The 14458-nt window shown below is 36.4% G+C and carries 10 protein-coding genes; 5 read left to right on the top strand and 5 right to left on the bottom strand.

From position 1 onward, the window contains the following. Window positions 1-22 precede the first annotated feature (22 nt). The 3 genes from fdhF to fdhD form a co-directional block, all read right to left on the bottom strand. Window positions 23-2755 (bottom strand): formate dehydrogenase subunit alpha, encoded by a 2733-nt coding sequence (gene fdhF, locus IEV69_RS06780; RefSeq protein WP_188440825.1) that lies wholly within the window; start codon window positions 2753-2755, stop codon window positions 23-25. Window positions 2756-2768: 13 nt separating this feature from the next. Next, entirely contained in the window at window positions 2769-4424 is a 1656-nt protein-coding gene (locus IEV69_RS06775; protein WP_188440823.1) for an NADH-ubiquinone oxidoreductase-F iron-sulfur binding region domain-containing protein, read from the bottom strand. Between the two features lie 77 nt (window positions 4425-4501). After that, complete coding sequence (gene fdhD, locus IEV69_RS06770; protein ID WP_188440821.1) at window positions 4502-5317, bottom strand: formate dehydrogenase accessory sulfurtransferase FdhD; 816 nt, start codon at window positions 5315-5317, stop codon at window positions 4502-4504. A 181-nt stretch (window positions 5318-5498) separates the two neighbouring features. Between fdhD and IEV69_RS06765 the strand changes: the two genes are divergently transcribed. Then, window positions 5499-7730, top strand: coding sequence for an NADP-dependent isocitrate dehydrogenase (locus tag IEV69_RS06765; RefSeq protein WP_188440820.1), 2232 nt, complete (start codon window positions 5499-5501; stop codon window positions 7728-7730). Between the two features lie 31 nt (window positions 7731-7761). On the opposite strand, the gene IEV69_RS06760 is transcribed toward IEV69_RS06765, so the two are convergent. Further along, the gene (locus IEV69_RS06760) at window positions 7762-8415 is read right to left on the bottom strand and encodes a proline and serine-rich protein 1 family protein (protein WP_188440818.1); all 654 of its coding nucleotides are present in this window, start codon (window positions 8413-8415) and stop codon (window positions 7762-7764) included. A 113-nt stretch (window positions 8416-8528) separates the two neighbouring features. Between IEV69_RS06760 and IEV69_RS06755 the strand changes: the two genes are divergently transcribed. Genes IEV69_RS06755 through IEV69_RS06740 form a run of 4 tightly spaced genes read left to right on the top strand, consistent with a single transcriptional unit; the run spans window position 8529 to window position 12790 of the window. Further along, the gene (locus IEV69_RS06755; protein ID WP_188440816.1) at window positions 8529-10925 is read left to right on the top strand and encodes a TonB-dependent receptor; all 2397 of its coding nucleotides are present in this window, start codon (window positions 8529-8531) and stop codon (window positions 10923-10925) included. Next, entirely contained in the window at window positions 10925-11731 is an 807-nt protein-coding gene (locus tag IEV69_RS06750; protein WP_188440815.1) for a DUF4249 domain-containing protein, read from the top strand. The genes IEV69_RS06755 and IEV69_RS06750 overlap by 1 nt, the downstream gene beginning before the upstream one ends. 19 nt (window positions 11732-11750) lie before the next feature. After that, entirely contained in the window at window positions 11751-12569 is an 819-nt protein-coding gene (murQ, locus tag IEV69_RS06745; protein ID WP_188440813.1) for an N-acetylmuramic acid 6-phosphate etherase, read from the top strand. Beyond that, on the top strand, window positions 12569-12790 hold the full coding sequence (locus tag IEV69_RS06740; RefSeq protein WP_188440811.1) for a DUF6095 family protein: 222 nt from the start codon (window positions 12569-12571) through the stop codon (window positions 12788-12790). Before murQ ends, IEV69_RS06740 begins: the two co-directional genes overlap by 1 nt. Window positions 12791-12843: 53 nt before the next feature. On the opposite strand, the gene IEV69_RS06735 is transcribed toward IEV69_RS06740, so the two are convergent. Then, window positions 12844-14187, bottom strand: coding sequence for a T9SS type A sorting domain-containing protein (locus IEV69_RS06735; protein WP_188440809.1), 1344 nt, complete (start codon window positions 14185-14187; stop codon window positions 12844-12846). Window positions 14188-14458 lie beyond the last annotated feature (271 nt).

Here is a 14458-nt window from a genome sequence, read left to right as displayed (position 1 = left end):
TCATTTATAATATTTTAATGTTTTATTCTTGCGTTGCAAGTTGCTTGAACTTTCCTTTACTTTTTCTAATGCGGACCGCCACCACTTTATATTCGGGGCATTTTGCTTCAGAATCGTGCACATCACCGGTTATATTATTTATCATAATTTCAGGAAAATGAAAAGTTGTACTTAAAACCCCTTCCTTAACCTCATCTGTGATCCGAGCTTTTACATCTACTTTTCCTCGTGGAGATTCAAGACATACATAATCGCCTTCCGAAATAAAATGTTTCTCAGCATCAATGGGATGAATCATTAAATAATCATCTCCTAGTAACTGCTCATTGCCTGTCCTGCGTGTCATCGCACCACAATTGTAATGTTCCAATTCACGGTTGGTTGTTAAAATATAAGGGTAGTCTTTGGCATTATCAACCAACTCACTAGTTTCCCTCCATTTCTTGAAAATAAATTGCCCCTTCCCTATCTTAAACTCTTTCTGATGTAAAATTTGAGTATCTGTACCATCTTTTGCTACCGGCCATTGCTTACCGTTTTTACCAAGATTTTCCCAGGTTATTCCGGCAAAGAAAGGCACAATTTGAGAAATTTCTTCAAGCATGGTTTTGGGGTCATAATCAGGTTGTGGATAACCCATTCTGTTCATAATATCCACTATGATTTGCCCGTCTGCTTTGGCATTTCCAATGGGCTTTACTACCTGTCTAACTGCTTGCACGCGTCGTTCACCATTGGTGAAAGTTCCGCTTTTTTCTAGGAAAGATGCTCCTGGTAAAAGGACATCTGCATATTTTGCGGTTTCTGTCATAAACAACTCCTGTACAATCACCAAATCAGTATTCTGCAGGGCTTTGATAACTTTTTTAGTGTTAGGATCTGTTTGGACAATATCTTCACCAATTACCCATAATGCTTTTAATTTGCCATCAAGAGCTGCTTCAAACATCTCAGGAATTTTAAACCCAATGTGACTGGGAACATTTACTCCATAAAAAGTGTTGTATCGTTGATTTACTTCAGGAATGGTCAAATCTAAATAACCTGCTCCCTGATGGGGTTGAACACCCATATCAGCACTCCCCTGAACGTTGTTTTGACCTCGTAAGGGGTTTACACCAACTCCTCTTCTACCAATGTTTCCGGTGAGTAAAGCAAGATCCGCTATTTGCATAACAGTAAACGTGCCCTGAGAATGTTCGGTTACTCCTAATCCATGAAATGACATAGCGTTTGGTGCTTTCGCGTAAGCAATTGCAGCTTCTTTAATCAGGTTTCTGTCTACTCCACAAACAGTTTCGATATGATCCAGATCAATACTTAAAATTTCGTTTTTAAAATCATCAAATCCTTCTGTACGAGATTCTATAAAGGATGCATCCACCAGTCCGGCTTCAATGATATAGTACATCATCATATTAAGCACAGCCACGTTGGTTCCGGGACGAAGTGGAATATGGTAAGTGGCATATTTAGCCAATTCAGTACGTCTTGGGTCGATGACTATTGAAATATTACCCGTTTTCATTGCAAACTGCTTCATTTTTGCTCCGGTAACAGGGTGTGCATCTGTTGGGTTAGCACCTATAACTAAAATACAATTAGTATCCTTAATATCATCAATGGAGTTTGTTGCTGCACCGGTTCCGAAAGTTCTTTGCATTCCCAAAGCTGTTGGTGAATGGCAAACCCTGGCACAGCCGTCAATGTTGTTGGTCCCTATTACAGCCCTAATGAATTTTTGCATCAAATAGTTTTCCTCATTGGTACAACGCGCTGACGAAATCCCGGCAATGGAATCAGGTCCAAATTCGTCTTTATAGGTTTGTAGTTTAGTAGCAATAAAGTCATATACTTCATCCCAACTGACTTTTTCAAACACACCATCACGTTTAATCATGGGTGCATCAAGACGTTCAGGATGGTCGTAAAATTTAAAAGCATAACGCCCTTTTAAACAGGTGTGTCCCTGGTTGACTTCTGCATCATAGGGTGCCTGAATACTTAAAATTTCTCCGCTTCGGGTGGAAACATCAAGGTTACATCCCACACCACAATAGGTACAGATAGTGCGTGTTACATCAGTGGCTGCAATGGCTTTGGACTGAAAAATGTCTGAAATTGCCGAAGTGGGACAGGCCTGTGAACAAGCGCCACAACTCACACAATCAGAATCCATAAAACTTTGATCGATGCCTTTGATGATATGAGAATCAAATCCTCTGCCCGACATGCTTAAAACAAACTCACCCTGCACTTCGTCACAAGCTCTTACACAACGGTAACAGTTAATACATTTGGAAAGGTCTGAGGTCATATAGGGATGACTCAAGTCCTTTTCCCTGAAAAGGTGATTTTCACCTGAAGGGTAGCGCACATCACGAATTCCTACCTGAGCGGCTACTGTTTGCAATTCACAGTTTCCATTGACTTCACAGGTGAGACAATCCAGTGGATGGTCAGTTAAAACAAGTTCTATAATATTTTTTCTTAAGGATTGAATTGACTTTGAATCCGGGTAAATATATTGTCCTTCAGCAATGGGAGTATGGCAAGAAGCCAGTGTTCTTGCTTTTCCGTTTTCTTCCATTGCAACATCTACAGAACAAACCCTGCAAGAACCAAAGGGGTCAAGGTTGGGCGCATCACAAAGCGTTGGTACAGACTGTTCACCTTTATGTCTTCTTAAAAAGGATAAAATTGTTTCACCTTCTTGCAGTTCAAATGGTATATTGTTGATAAAAGCTGTTTTCATAACATTGGCTTTTCTAATTAAAATAGTGTTTTAACTCATCTTCAAAATAAGTGAGTGCATTTTTCACCGGCAACGGAATTCCACCTCCATGGGCGCACAGTGATGTTTTTTCCAGAGTCTCAAGCAAATCGTTAAATAATACCCTGTCTATTTTGTAATCTGAAGTAAATGCTTTTTGTGCCAGTTCCTGACCTCTTTTTGTTCCAAGTCGGCAAGGAAAACACTTTCCGCAACTTTCGTAAGAAGCAAAATCAAATAAATGTTCAATGAACTTTATGATTGGGAAATCTTCAGGCACACAAATAATTGAAGCGTGACCTAAAAGAAATCCATTTCGTGAAAACGATTCAAAATCAATTTCTAAATCATTTATTTTACTTACAGGTACTAATCCGCCAAGCGGACCACCTATTTGCATGGCTTTTACCGGTGATTTAAACCCGCCTCCCAGTTCGTAAACCACCTGAGAAAGCGGTGTTCCCATTTCCACTTCATAAATACCCGGATTGTTAAAAAAACTATCCAAACTGATAAGTTTTGTTCCGGTGGATTTATCTGTTCCCAGTCCTTTCCAATTGGCACCGCCATTTTCAAGAATGTAGTGCAGCGTGGCCAACGTTTCCACATTGTTGACGATAGTTGGTTTATTAAACAACCCTTGTTGGGCAGGAAAAGGTGGCCGCACCCGTACTTCAGGACGCTGTCCTTCAATGGAGTTTATAAGGGCGGTTTCTTCTCCACATATATAAGAGCCTTGCGCCTGGATGATTTTAAATTCAAAATCAAACCCACTACCTTGAATGTTTTTACCACATAAACCTGCTTTTTTTATGGCATCAATAGCTTCCTGAACAATTGCAACTGATTCGGGATATTCAGCTCTGATATATAAGACTCCATAACTGGCTCCGGTAACATAACCAGAAACTAGCATTCCAAACAAAACAGAGTGAGGACGCTCTTCAAGCAAATAGCGGTCTGAATAGGCACCCGGATCACCTTCATCTGCATTGCAAATAATAAATTTGACATCGCTTGGGGCGTTTCGGCAAAACTCAAGTTTTAGACCCATGGGAAAACCTGCTCCACCTCGTCCTCTTACGTTTGAAGTTTTGATTTCTTCAAGTACCTCTGCTGAATCTGTTTTTAAAGCTTCTTTAAAAGGAGTATAATATTCTTCAATACTTGTGAAAGTTTTTGTTAGAATTTCATTTCCATTGGCTTTTACGTTATAAGTATCTTTCCCTTGAATATTATCAGAATTTATTTGATTAAAATCCAAAGCGTTGATAGCATCTCCTGAAAAGTTTTTCCCCTGGTAATGAAATGCACTGTTTTCGTGACATCTTCCCAAACAAGTCATATGACCAATTTCTTCGGCCTTGAAATTTTGTTGTAACGTATCAATCACAGCATCTTGAGTCCCTGCACAAACACAAGCCGTACCGTTGCACACATAGACTTTTTTACACTTGTTCTCGGGCTTCATAAAATCATAAAATGAAGCTGTACCAAAAGTGTTTGCTGTTCCAATGAGAAATTCATCTGCAAGTCGTTCCAGTTCTTCATTGTCAGGAGTACCGGTTTGACGGGCAAGTTGACCCAATCGGTCAAATAGATTGTCTTCTAATCCTTTTCTGGCAGAAAGTTCACTTAAATTTTTGGACATGGACACTGAGTAGTTTTAATACCGAAAAAAAATATCCGGATATTGTTTTTACCAAAGATAAGGATTTCTGAAAAGTTTTAGGTCACATTTTCATCTAGAGAACGGGAATAGATGTTAAAACTGTCTTGTTTTAAAAACCCGATGAGTGTTTGATTGTGTTCCCGAGCTAATTCAACAGCCAGACTTGATGGTGCCCCCACTGCAACTATAGTACCTATTCCGGCCATAATGCCTTTTTGAACCAATTCAAAACTGGCACGACCACTAAGTAGTAATATGCGATCATCAAGAGGTAGCAATTGTTTTTGAAAAGCTTCACCAATGAGTTTGTCCAGGGCATTGTGACGCCCCACATCCTCTTGAACAATTTCTATTTCCCCTTTTAAGTTAAATAATGCAGCGGCGTGGATTCCACCGGTAAGACTAAAAAGTGATTGCTGTTTCTCAAGAGTTTTTTTAAGGCCAAAGAGTACTCCTTCAGAAGGAACACGTGATCTATTAATTTGAAACTGAGAAATGGTTTGTATGGCCTCTATACTCGATTTTCCACAAACACCACAACTGCTGGTGGTATAAAAATTGCGTTCACTATTTTCAAGTGCTATAGTTTCTCCTTCATTCAATTGAACAACAACTCTATTTTCACCAAAAGGAAAAGCCTTTTTAACCTGATGATAGTCTTTTATCAATCCCTCAGTAAACAAAAACCCTAATGCGAGGTCAATATCATTTCCCGGTGTACGCATGGTGACTGAAATCGATTTTGCCCGATTCTCACTGGAGTGCTGTATCTGAATTTCAAGTGGTGCTTCCACAGCAACTACATCTTCTAAAGAAGTGGTTGCTGTACTTTTATTTCGTTGTATTTGTATGTATTGAAGTCCGGGGTTCATAAATTAAAAGCCACCTAAAATTACATTTTTTTAGAACCATACTAAGGTAAGGAATATTCATAGAAAAAACAGATTATGAGGCTAAACATAATTTATTCGGTAGCTTTTATAAGGCATTTCAAATGTGTATATTTGTGAACCTTTTGAAATAATACAATCTCTCTTTTTTAAATCCGATAATATGACAAAAAAATCAACTATAATTTATACCAAAACGGATGAAGCACCGGCTTTGGCCACTTATTCATTTTTACCAATAGTTCAAGCATTTACTGGACCAGCCGGGATTCAACTGGAAACCAGAGATATTTCTTTGGCTGGTCGGATTTTGGCTAAATTTTCAGACTACCTCTCTGAAACACAAAAAATCGCTGATGATTTGGAAGAATTAGGAAAATTGGCTAAAACTCCGGAAGCAAATATTATCAAGTTACCTAATATTAGTGCTTCTGTACCACAACTCAATGCTGCAATCAAAGAACTTCAGGATAAGGGCTATGCAATTCCAGCTTATCCGGAAGAACCACAAAATGAAAAAGAAAAAGAAGTTAAAAGTCGCTATGATAAAATTAAAGGAAGTGCTGTAAATCCTGTTTTAAGGGAAGGAAACTCAGACAGAAGAGCACCAAGAGCGGTTAAAAATTATGCAAAAAAACATCCCCATTCTATGGGTGCCTGGAGTAAAGATTCAAAATCGCATGTATCAACTATGAGCAAAGGCGATTTCTTCCACAATGAAAAGTCCACCACACTTCAAAAAGAAGATTATTTAAAAATAACTCACATTGACAACTCTGGAAATGAGACGATCCTAAAAGATAACCTTAAAGTCTTAAAAAGTGAAATTATCGATGCGACTCTGATGAGTAAAAAAGAATTGCTTTCTTTCCTTTCAGAACAAATTTCAGACGCAAAAGATAAAGGAGTCTTGTTTTCATTACATATGAAAGCAACAATGATGAAAGTATCAGACCCTATTATTTTTGGACACGCGGTACAAATATTTTTCAAAGAAGTTTTTGAAAAGCATGGAGCATTACTGGATGATATTGGTGTTGACATCAATAATGGTTTTGGTGACCTAGTTTCAAAAATTGCAACACTTCCAGAGAGTCAACAAAAAGAAATTGAAACAACCATCCAAAATTCTTTAAATTCAGGACCAGATTTAGCGATGGTAAATTCCGATAAGGGTATTACCAATCTGCACGTTCCCAGTGATGTCATTATTGATGCCTCTATGCCTGCAATGATCAGAAATTCAGGTAAAATGTGGAATGCAGATGGAAAATCACAAGATACCAAAGCAGTGATTCCTGACAGCAGTTATGCCTCGATATATCAGGCTACCATAGATTTTTGCAGAGAAAATGGTGCTTTTGATCCTACCACGATGGGAAGTGTCTCCAATGTGGGATTAATGGCTCAAAAAGCTGAAGAATATGGCTCCCACGACAAGACATTTGAAATATCAGCAAGCGGAAAAGTTCGGGTAACCGATACATCAGGAAAAGTGATTTTTGAACACACAGTTGAAACAGGTGATATCTGGAGAATGTGTGCTGTAAAAGATGCCGCTGTTCAAGATTGGGTTAAGCTAGCTGTTAACAGGGCTAAAGCAACTGGAAACCCGGCTGTTTTCTGGCTTGACAAAAACCGTGCACACGATGCACAATTAATTGAAAAAGTAACAACTTACCTTAAAAATCAAGATACCACAGGTCTTGATATTCAAATTATGACCCCTGAGGAAGCAACCTTATTTTCTTTAAAAAAAATCAAAGCCGGAAAAGATGTTATTTCTGTTAGTGGAAATGTATTGAGAGACTATCTCACTGATCTTTTCCCAATTCTTGAAGTGGGAACCAGTGCAAAAATGCTTTCGATAGTTCCACTTATGAATGGTGGAGGATTATTTGAAACCGGTGCAGGTGGCTCGGCTCCAAAACACGTTCAGCAGTTTTTAGAAGAAAACCACTTAAGATGGGATTCACTGGGTGAGTTTTTAGCACTTGGTGTTTCACTGGAACACCTGGGTGAAAAAGATAACAATCAAAAAGCGCTTGTACTTGCAGAAGCACTTGACGAAGCTACTGAAAGTTATCTAGACAATGATAAATCGCCCTCAAGAAAAGCAGGTGAACTAGATAACAGAGGTAGCCATTTTTATCTGGCCAAGTATTGGGCAGAGGCTTTGTCTAAACAGGATGAAGACTCAGAGTTAAAAGAACTGTTTTCAAAAGTTGCTAAACTTATGAGTGACAAAGAGACTGAGATAATAAATGAATTAAATTCTATTCAGGGAAACCCTGTTGATATTGGTGGCTATTACTTACCTGATATCAGTTTAGCAGATAAAGCTTTAAGGCCAAGCGAAACCTTGAATTCACTCTTAAAATTATTAAACAAATAGAAAAAAGCTGCCAAAATTGGCAGCTTTTTTTTTAATTTCCAGGCATGCTATTGATGTACTTTAGTAGTTCACTTTTACTACTCGAATATGAAAGTGCTTCATTGACAACAAAATAATTTTCTGGATCAACAACTTGTGTGTAAGCAGATTTTGCAAATTGTAACCTTCCGGAATCAAATGAAAGCAAATGCAATAATTCTTTAATTTGATGTGAAGTAAAATTATTATTTCTCAAAGTGGACTCCAGTAATTCCAATCTTCCTGAATCAAAAGATTCGTTTTGTACCGTGCTTTTTAACTGATTAAACATTTCATTTGAAATTACAGGAACTTCAACAATAACCGGATCATCGACAAAGTGAGGCTCGATGGCATATACTTCAAAATTTCTATTTCTAAAAAATGAAAAAGTAGTTGCATTTCTAGCCAGGTTAATTCCGCCTCTATAAACTAAAACACGCCTGTTTCTTTTAATTTCAAAAATTAATACTTCGTGAAAACCACTTGGTAAACCTTCCACAAAAAGTATATTTCTATCAACTTGAAAATCCAACTCACCTATTTGAATGGTAAATGAAGCTCTTGAATTTTCAAATTCAACTTGTAAACTTGCATCTCTTTGTTGGCTATGTCCAAAATGGAGTACAAAAAGAAAAAGTGTCGAAATAAGTAATTTTAGTTTCATAATAATTAAGTTTAAATATTTAATCAAAGGTTTCCAATTGCTGTGCCAAACTAATTTAAAAATGTGAATTTCTACTAAAAAGCTAAGATTTTATTAAGAGGTTTATCGTAATTATGCCTTATTTTTACCTAAAAAATTTGAAAAAGAAACTACTCTTTCTTACATTATTATTTAGTGTTCAACTATTTTTTTCTCAAAGTCAGGTAAATAAATATACGGTCAGTGGAACCATTACAGATGCCTCATCAAATGAAACTTTGATTGGAGTGAATGTCATTATCCCTGAGCTACAAACTGGAACAATTACAAATGAATATGGCTTTTACTCACTAACTCTTGAAGAAGGCACCTATGAAGTCACTTATAGTAGTTTAGGGTTTTCTTCGAAAACATTGACTATCTCACTCAATCAAAACATAAGGCAGGACATTTCACTCTCTGAGTCTTTGGAATCTCTTGACGAAATAGTAATCAAGCAAAACATTGAAAAGCTAAATATCAAAAAACCTCAGATGAGTTTAAACTCACTCACTATAAATACCATTAAAAAAATGCCGGTGGTTTTGGGTGAAACTGACATTATAAAATCGCTACTATTACTTCCCGGTGTTACTAGCTCAGGCGAAGGAGCAAGTGGGTTCAATGTGAGAGGTGGTGCCGCTGATCAAAACCTTATTCTTCTTGATGAAGCAACACTCTATAATTCCTCACATTTATTTGGTTTCTTTTCCGTTTTTAACCCCGATGCGATTAAAGACCTGAAACTTTATAAGGGGGGAATTCCGGCAAAATTTGGTGGTCGCATTTCATCTGTTCTTGATATTTACCAAAAAGATGGCAACAACAACGAAATTAAAGCTACCGGTGGTGTCGGTTTAATTTCTAGCAGATTGCTTCTCGAAGGACCAATATTTAACGAAAAAAGTTCTTTTCTAATTGGAGGAAGAAGCAGTTATGCTCACTTATTTTTACCATTGTTTGACAATGACAATGTTGCTTATTTTTACGATTTAAATACAAAATTGAGTTATCGAATTAATGAAAATAACAACCTATATGTTTCGGGATATTTTGGAAGGGATGTTTTTGAAATTTCTGACAGTTTCAGCAATAGCTTTGGAAACTCAACAGTCAACATTAGATGGAATCATTTGTTCTCCAACAAACTATTTTCAAACCTTTCACTCATCTTTTCAGATTATTATTATGGGCTAACTCTTGATTTTGTTGGTTTTGATTTTGACAGCGGAATAAAAAACTACAATTTTAAATATGATTTTAAGCATTATTTGACTGAAAATTTGCAACTCAACTATGGCTTAAACTCCATTTATTATCAATTTATTCCAGGTGAAATAAAACCAAACTCTGAAACTTCAGGCATTAACCAAACTAAACTCACTGATAAATTTGCTTTTGAAAATGCCATATACCTGGATGCTGAATATACGATTTCAGAAAAAATCGCTGTGCAGGCAGGACTGCGTTTTTCTACATTTAACAGATTAGGGCAGGATGAATTATACATCTATGAAAATGATCAACCCAATGTATTTAACAATGACCTCAAAATATATGAAAAAGCACCACCCATTGACACCCTAAATATTTCGAAAGGAAGTACTATAAAATCGTTTCACAACCCTGAACCAAGGTTTTCAATAGCATACCAACTCACAGACGAATCCTCTGTAAAAGCAAGTTACAACAGAATGACACAATATATCCACTTGATTTCAAACACCACATCACCCACTCCATTTGATGTATATGCCCCCAGTGGAAAATACATTGAACCACAAGTTGCAGATCAGATTGCTTTGGGCTATTTTAAAAATTTTGAAAATTATTCACTTGAAGTAGAGTCATTCTATAAAAAAGTAGATAACAGACTTGACTATGTTGACGGTGCAAATCTTATCGCAAACAACGCTATTGAACAAGTTCTCCTTGCCGGAGAAGCTAGAGCTTATGGCTTGGAGATCCTTTTTAGAAAAAATACAGGTAAACTTCAGGGATGGATTGCTTATACACTTTCAAGAAGTGAGCAAAAAACACCCGGAAGGACCAATGAAGAATTGGGAATCAACAATAGTAAATGGTATCTCTCAGCCTGGGACAAGACTCATGATATTTCAATAACTGGAAGCTATGAATTGAACTCAAAATGGACATTTGGAGCCAACTTTATTTTTCAAACAGGACAACCGGTTACCTTTCCAAATGGTCAATATATTTATAACGGAATTGTTGTACCCACTTTTGAAGCTAGAAATAGCAGCAGATTGCAAACCTTTCATCACTTAGATCTGTCTGCAACCTTAACTCCTCAAAAAAACAATAATAGAAATTGGAAGTCTGAGTGGGTTTTTAGTATTTATAATGTTTATAATAGAATGAATGCTGCTTCAATCTCGTTTAGAGAAAATACAGATATTGGCAGAAATGAAGCTGTGAAACTCTCTATCTTTGGAATTATTCCTGCTGTAACCTATAATTTTAAATTTTAATGAAACTTTTAAGACACATATTTTTATTGGTTCTGATTAGCTTAACATCCTGTGAAGAAGAAATTGATTTGGATTTAAACACCGCAGACCCAAAACTTGTAGTTGAAGCCTCTATCAACTATTACCCTGACCCAAACGTTACAGACTTTCCAAAAATTAAACTAAGTTTAACAGCACCCTATTTTGATACTAATATCCTTCCGGTAAGTACTGCTGAAGTGACAATTACAGATGAACAAGGAAATAGCTACCCCTTTATACACAGTGAGAACGGACTGTATTTTGGAGATTTTGAACCCCAACCCAATACAGACTATACACTCGAAATAATTTATGAAAATGAATTGTATACCGCTACCAATCAACTGGTAAGCGCAGTACCTTTAGAATTTGTAGAACAAAGAAATGATGCTGGTTTTTCAGGAGAAGATATCGAATTAAAAGTGTTTTTTAGTGATCCTGCAGGTGAAGATAATTTTTATTTCTTTGAAGGAAAATCAGAAAAAGGAAACATATATGATGCGTTAACTGATGAGTTTTTTGATGGAAACCTGATTTTTGGTTACTATTTGGTTGAAGATATAGAACCAAATGATGTCGTAACGTTTAATTTATATGGCATCAATGAGCAAAATTACAATTATTTATTTACCTTAATTCAACAAGGAGATGCCCCGGCAGGTCCATTTGAAACCCAACCGGCCACAGTGAGAGGAAATATTACAAACCAAACAAATCCGGATAACTTTCCTTTGGGTTACTTTAGAATTTCAGAAGCCTTTAGTTTTTATTATACAGTTCAATAAGTATGTGTAAATTTGTTGAATGAAGTTTATTAAAACTACAGAGTCGGATTCTAACTATAACCATTTAGAAAAAATGGAGGTGAGACAATTGTTGGAAAACATCAACAATGAAGACAAAACTGTTGCCTTTGCTGTAGAAAAAGCCATCCCTCAAATTGAATCCCTTACAAAAAGAGTAATTGAAAAACTCTTAAAAGGAGGGCGCTTGTTTTACATTGGTGCAGGAACCAGCGGACGTTTGGGCATTCTGGACGCCAGTGAATGCCCACCAACATTTGGAGTATCTCATGACCTGGTAATAGGATTGATCGCCGGAGGGGACCAAGCAATCAGAAAAGCAGTAGAGTTTGCCGAAGATTCATTAACCCAAGGTTGGAAAGACCTAAAATCTTTTACTATTTGCGAAGATGACATTGTAATTGGTATCGCTGCCTCTGGAACTACACCTTATGTAATTGGAGCTCTTGAACAGTGCAATAAAAACAATATTATTACAGGATGCATCACCTGCAATCAAGACAGCCCACTATCCAATGTATCAAAATACCCTATTGAAGTTATCGTAGGACCTGAATTTTTAACCGGAAGTTCCAGAATGAAAGCAGGAACAGCTCAAAAAATGATATTGAATATGATTACCACTTCAACAATGATCCAGCTTGGAAAAGTAAAGGGCAATAAAATGGTTGATATGCAACTGAGTAATGAAAAGTTAGTAAAACGAGGTGTTTTAATGATAATGTCAGAATGTAATATTTCTGAGATAGAAGCCCATCGATTACTCGAAAAACATAAAAGCGTAAGAAAAGCGATAGTTAGTTTTCAAAACAAGAAATAATGAAAAACACCGATAAAAAAGTCCTAATGACAGGAATAAAGTTTATGGCACTCTCTTTACCCCTAATGTTTTTAGCGCCATATTTAATAACACTTGGTTTTTTAAATAAAGACAACAGTACCTTTTACATCTTTTTTCCAATCGGGTTAATAATAGGAATTGCTGCCGTCTACTTTGCTTTTAAGGGAATTCTAACGATTATGAAATCTATTTTTCATTAAAAAAGGCTGTCAACAATAACAGCCTTTTATTGAACCAATATTAAAATTCAAAACTACTCTTTAATAACTCTTATCGTTTTGTTGCCCTCTTCTGAAACTACATTAATTAGATAAATTGCTTTAGGCAAATCAGATAGATCTATTGTCAATTGATTTGAACCTACTTTTTGTTCAAGTAATGTTTGACCCAAGAGGTTTGATAAACTTATTTCTGAAATGTTTTTATCATACGATAAAGTAAGTAAACCGCCGGTTGGATTTGGATAATAAAAAAATGAGGAATCATCAAAATCATTAATACTTAATGTAATAGTTACAGTTACCGCAAAAGGTTCACTTAAACACCCTGAAACTATATTTACGGCGTAATAAGTTTCATCATCAACTAAGAGAGTACTTAAAGGCAATGGATTTGTTCCGGTTAACGCATCGGCTTCTGTTGCAAACCAAGTAACACCAGCTGGATCAATCTCAATATCAGCAAGAGTAGCTCCATCTTCAAAAGATTGTTCCGGTGCACCTGTCGGTATTGGAGGTGGAGTACACCCATCTAAATTCAATCTTCCAAAATATTGAGAAGAATTTCCTGAAATCGATGTACTTACACCGGTATCAGGATCTAATCGAAAAATACCTGCTCCACTGGACCAAAGTATTTCTCCATTTCCAAGTTTAGCGACACCTCTTAAATTACCTTCACTCCAAAAGTCAATTATAGAGCCATCTGTTTCAGAAAAGCGATAAACACCATTTTGAGGTGAACCACTAAACACCGCAGCTAAAATAACACCTGGTTCTTCAATTTCTATTTGTTGAATAAAACTTACTACACCGGGCTCTACGATGTTTCCAAGAAAATTTCCATCATAATCCCTACGCTCAATATTATCACTTGAACTGTATGAAATGTAGGCTTCTCCATTTCCGTTATCTATGACATCAAAAGGTGAGTCAGATTGTGGTGCTGTTAGGAAAAAACCAAGATTATTTCCATCAAAATCAAAACGTACAATAGCATCTCCGGGTGCACCATTGTTTGTTCCAGCATTTGTCACCCAAACCTCAGAGTTGTTTATCAAACCTAGTCCCCTAATATTATCAAGACCTCCTTGAATAGAACTTAAAAATACCCCATCAAGATCATATCTGTCAATTTTATCTCCAATTTGGTGGGTTATCCAAATCTCATCACCAACTTGCAATAGAGCTTTAGGAGTTCCGGGGTCTTGTAAATCCAAATCAATAAATGAAGGGTCTAAAATAACACCCGTTTCAGAGTCCATCAAAATAACATTTGGACTTTGAATGACCGCTATACGTTCTTGCGATTGTACTGAAAAGCAAAATACAAAATACACAAACAGAGTAATTTGTAGATATTTAGTAATTTTTTTCATGATATAATATTTTTAGAAGTCTCTAAATATAAAAATATTAACCAATATAAACAACTATTCTAGATTCTATCAATCAATTGATAAATTATTCATAGATAATAAACACTTCATCTGAGAGATTAACTATTTAGGGAAATGTGATTTATTGAAGTAGAAAAAAAGCAAAAAAAAAACCCTTCATCAAAAGATGAAGGGTTTTAAAAGAAGGCGGCGACATACTCTTCCACCGTAATGGCAGTACCATCTGCGCTAACGGGCTTAACTACTCTGT

Source organism: Planktosalinus lacus, from assembly GCF_014640155.1.
Taxonomy (GTDB): domain Bacteria; phylum Bacteroidota; class Bacteroidia; order Flavobacteriales; family Flavobacteriaceae; genus Planktosalinus; species Planktosalinus lacus.
The sequence above is the reverse complement of the archived record's forward strand: the minus strand, read 5'-3'. Positions and strand labels throughout refer to the sequence as shown.

Excerpts from the sequence above, each read along its gene's own strand:
- fdhF (WP_188440825.1), bottom strand. The coding sequence starts at position 2,755 with ATGAAAACAGCTTTTATCAACAATATACCATTTGAACTGCAAGAAGGT.
- IEV69_RS06775 (WP_188440823.1), bottom strand. The coding sequence starts at position 4,424 with ATGTCCAAAAATTTAAGTGAACTTTCTGCCAGAAAAGGATTAGAAGAC.
- fdhD (WP_188440821.1), bottom strand. The coding sequence starts at position 5,317 with ATGAACCCCGGACTTCAATACATACAAATACAACGAAATAAAAGTACA.
- IEV69_RS06765 (WP_188440820.1), top strand. The coding sequence starts at position 5,499 with ATGACAAAAAAATCAACTATAATTTATACCAAAACGGATGAAGCACCG.
- IEV69_RS06760 (WP_188440818.1), bottom strand. The coding sequence starts at position 8,415 with ATGAAACTAAAATTACTTATTTCGACACTTTTTCTTTTTGTACTCCAT.
- IEV69_RS06755 (WP_188440816.1), top strand. The coding sequence starts at position 8,529 with ATGCCTTATTTTTACCTAAAAAATTTGAAAAAGAAACTACTCTTTCTT.
- IEV69_RS06750 (WP_188440815.1), top strand. The coding sequence starts at position 10,925 with ATGAAACTTTTAAGACACATATTTTTATTGGTTCTGATTAGCTTAACA.
- murQ (WP_188440813.1), top strand. The coding sequence starts at position 11,751 with ATGAAGTTTATTAAAACTACAGAGTCGGATTCTAACTATAACCATTTA.
- IEV69_RS06740 (WP_188440811.1), top strand. The coding sequence starts at position 12,569 with ATGAAAAACACCGATAAAAAAGTCCTAATGACAGGAATAAAGTTTATG.
- IEV69_RS06735 (WP_188440809.1), bottom strand. The coding sequence starts at position 14,187 with ATGAAAAAAATTACTAAATATCTACAAATTACTCTGTTTGTGTATTTT.